Below are 1792 nucleotides of genomic sequence, written 5' to 3' on the forward strand. Positions count from 1 at the left end.
CCGCGCATCCGTGCGGTCGGCCGCGTGCGAGGCTGCGCTGCGGCTGGCGCTGCGCCGGGTGGGTGACGACGCGCGTCCGGGCGGGTGAACACGGCCCACGCACGACGTCGGCCCGCGTGCCCTGACCCCTGCGGGGGACGTCCGGTCGCCGGGCCGGTCGGGGGGCGACGGGGCCGGCCGGCACGACGACGGTGCAGGTCACCGACGCGGCGGGCCGTCGAGCGGGTGCCGACCCCCGGACCGGGAACAGCCCGTGGTGCCGCCGCGTTGTACCGGTCGTGACGATGAACCGGCAGCACCAGGGCGTACGCCGTGAACCTGTCCGCCCGGCGGGGTACGGTAGGACATCCTCAGCCGGGGTCAGGCCGGGGGCTCGTAGCACGGTCCCGGCGGTTCCGGGCCCGACAGGCACGGAAGGAGGTCGTCCGATGGTCGTCCTGCGACGCGAGATCGGAGACGTGCTCCGTGGTGCCCGCCAGCGCCAGGGCCGCACCCTGCGGGAGGTGAGCTCCGCCGCGCGGGTCTCTCTCGGCTACCTCAGCGAGGTCGAGCGCGGGCAGAAGGAGGCCTCCTCGGAGCTCCTCGGCTCGATCTGCGACGCCCTCGACGTCCCGCTGTCCCTCGTCCTGCGTGAGGTCAGCGACCGGGTCGCCGTCGCCGAAGGCCTGACGATCCCGGACACGGTGCCCGTGGACCTCACGTCCTGCCTGCGCGACCAGGGCGGGTCCTGGTCACAGCGCGGCGAGCTCGCACCGGTCGGCTGAGCCGACCGCTCCTCAGGGGTCGGACCGCACCCGCTCTCAGGCCCGCGGGCCGATGGCGTTCCCGCGAGGACGCCACAGTCCCGGCTCGGGGGCGCCCGCCGGTGCCGGCTGGCACGTCGGGCAGAAGAACGCCGGGCGCTCGGTCGGCGGCTTGCGCACCGTGCCGACGTCGATCGTGGTGCCGCAGCGCCGGCACGGCCTTCCCGAGCGGGCGTGCACCCAGGCGGTGAGTCCTCGACCGGCGTCCCCGGTGCTCGTCGGCGCGTCCGCGGCGACGCTGCGTTCCATCAGCGTGCGCGCGCTCATGATGACGGTCGCGGGGTCCGCGACCTCGTCGGCCGGTGTCCACGGCCAGATGCGCCGCGCGTAGAGCGACTCCGCCATCCAGACGGTGCCGAGACCGGCCACCACGGTCTGGTCGAGCAGGACCTCGCCGACCGGGGTCGAGCCGCGGAGCGCGTACCGGCGCAGGGTCTCGGGCAGGCCGTCGGTCGGGAAGTCGTCGGCCAGCACGTCGGGTCCCAGGTGGCCGATGAGCGTGTGCTCGTCCCGCGTCGCCACCACGTGCAGCATGCCGAGCTTGTGACCCACCGCGGTCCACCGCCCGGTCGCCAGCACCGCACGGACGTACGGGCTGCGAGCCGCCGCCTGCGGCGTACCGGTGCGCGCGAGCCGCCACGACCCGTCCATCCGCAGGTGGGTGTGCAGCGTCCGGTCGTCGTCGAGCCGGGTGAGCAGGTGCTTGCCGTACGAGTGCACCTCCAGGACGGTCCTGCCCACGAGGTCGAGGCCCGCCGCGTCGGGCCAGCGCAGCTCCGCGCGGACGAGCGGGTCCCCAGCCAGCGCGGCCGTCAGGCGCAGGGCCGCGCGCCGGACGACGTCTCCCTCGGGCATCAGCGCCGCGTGCCCGGGTCGAGGCGCAGGCCGCGCGGTGTCGTCCCGAAGCCGGCCTGCGCGAGCGCGGCGGCCAGCGGTGAGGACAGGGCGGCCCGGTCGAGGAGGTCGGCGCCGTCGGCGCGCTGCAGGGT

The 1792-nt window shown here is 75.9% G+C and carries 2 protein-coding genes; one reads left to right on the top strand and one right to left on the bottom strand.

The features are described from left to right. The first annotated feature begins 284 nt into the window (after positions 1 to 284). Positions 285 to 764, top strand: a complete 480-nt coding sequence (locus ICW40_RS19490) for a helix-turn-helix domain-containing protein (protein WP_374199188.1) — start codon at positions 285 to 287, stop codon at positions 762 to 764. A 36-nt stretch (positions 765 to 800) separates the two neighbouring features. Here ICW40_RS19490 and ICW40_RS19495 read toward each other — a convergent pair whose 3' ends face one another. Next, entirely contained in the window at positions 801 to 1658 is an 858-nt protein-coding gene (locus tag ICW40_RS19495) for a DNA-formamidopyrimidine glycosylase family protein (protein WP_221655642.1), read from the bottom strand. Positions 1659 to 1792 lie beyond the last annotated feature (134 nt).

It is taken from the genome of Actinotalea ferrariae (assembly GCF_019733465.1).
Lineage (GTDB): Bacteria > Actinomycetota > Actinomycetes > Actinomycetales > Cellulomonadaceae > Actinotalea > Actinotalea ferrariae_A.

Coding starts and splice junctions, on each gene's coding strand:
- ICW40_RS19495 (WP_221655642.1), bottom strand. CDS start 1,658: ATGCCCGAGGGAGACGTCGTCCGGCGCGCGGCCCTGCGCCTGACGGCC.
- ICW40_RS19490 (WP_374199188.1), top strand. CDS start 285: ATGAACCGGCAGCACCAGGGCGTACGCCGTGAACCTGTCCGCCCGGCG.